Origin of the sequence: Streptomyces europaeiscabiei (assembly GCF_001550375.1) — a bacterium.
In the GTDB taxonomy this organism is placed as follows: domain Bacteria; phylum Actinomycetota; class Actinomycetes; order Streptomycetales; family Streptomycetaceae; genus Streptomyces; species Streptomyces europaeiscabiei.
The window spans coordinates 1-968 of the sequence record NZ_LRTR01000930.1; the positions used below are offsets into that span (position 1 = coordinate 1).

The 968-nt window shown below is 74.3% G+C and carries 1 protein-coding gene; it reads right to left on the minus strand.

The genetic code is table 11. From position 1 onward, the window contains the following. Window positions 1-153: 153 nt before the first annotated feature. Window positions 154-968: carbamoyltransferase C-terminal domain-containing protein (locus AWZ10_RS46855; RefSeq protein WP_279616687.1), on the minus strand; the 815-nt coding region annotated here is incomplete at its 5' end.

The window sequence follows — 968 nt, forward strand, 5'->3', positions numbered from 1 at the left end:
GGCGCGGCCCGGCTCCGGCCCGGGGGCTCCAGGTAGCCGGCCCGGTCCGCGTCCCAGGACCGGCGCAGTGGGTCCCGCACCGCGCGGACGCACCACCCGACCGGCGTCAGCACGCCGAAGTACAGTGCGGCCAGGCCCAGTCCGCCCAGGCGCTCAGTCCATCGGGATCGCGGCACGCCAGTCCCCCTCCTCCCGCCATGCGGGCTGGTCCCGCTTGTCCAGCAGGAAGTCGCCCAGCACCAGCAGGTCGATCCGGGTGCGCATGAAGCAGGCGTACGCCTCCGCGGGGTCGCGGACGATCGGTTCGCCGCGCACGTTGAAGGAGGTGTTCACCAGCACCGGGCAGCCCGTCCGCTCCCGGAACGCGGTCAGCAGCGCATGGAAGCGAGCGTTGCGCTCGGCGGTGACGGTCTGCACCCGGGCCGATCCGTCCACGTGCGTCACCGCCGGGATCGTCGAGCGTGGCACCCGCAGAAGGTCCAAGCCGGTCAGCCCCTCCGCCTCCGGTCCGCACGTCCGGCGCTGTGCCGCCGCGACCCGCGCGGTCAGCAGCATGTACGGGCTCTCCCCGGCGAGGTCGAACCAGTCCTTGGCGTCCTCGGCGAGCACTGCCGGGGCGAAGGGCCGGAAGGACTCCCGGAACTTGGTCTTCAGGTTGAGCGTGGACTGCGTGCCGGGATCGCGCGGATCGGCCAGGATCGACCGGTTGCCCAGCGCGCGCGGACCGAACTCCATGCGCCCCTGGAACCAGCCCACGACCTTCCCTTCCGCCAGCTCGGCGGCCACCCGCTCGACCAGCTCCGGCTCCGGCAGGCGTACGGCGGGATAGCCGCACCGGTCCAGGAACTCCGCGACCTCCCCGGCGTACCCGGGCCCGAGCAGTGCTCCCGCCATCGCGTCCGTGCCTCGCCGCACGTGCGTGCGCGGCGCGCCCCGGCCGTGCGACTCCGCCAGGGCCGCGCCGAGCG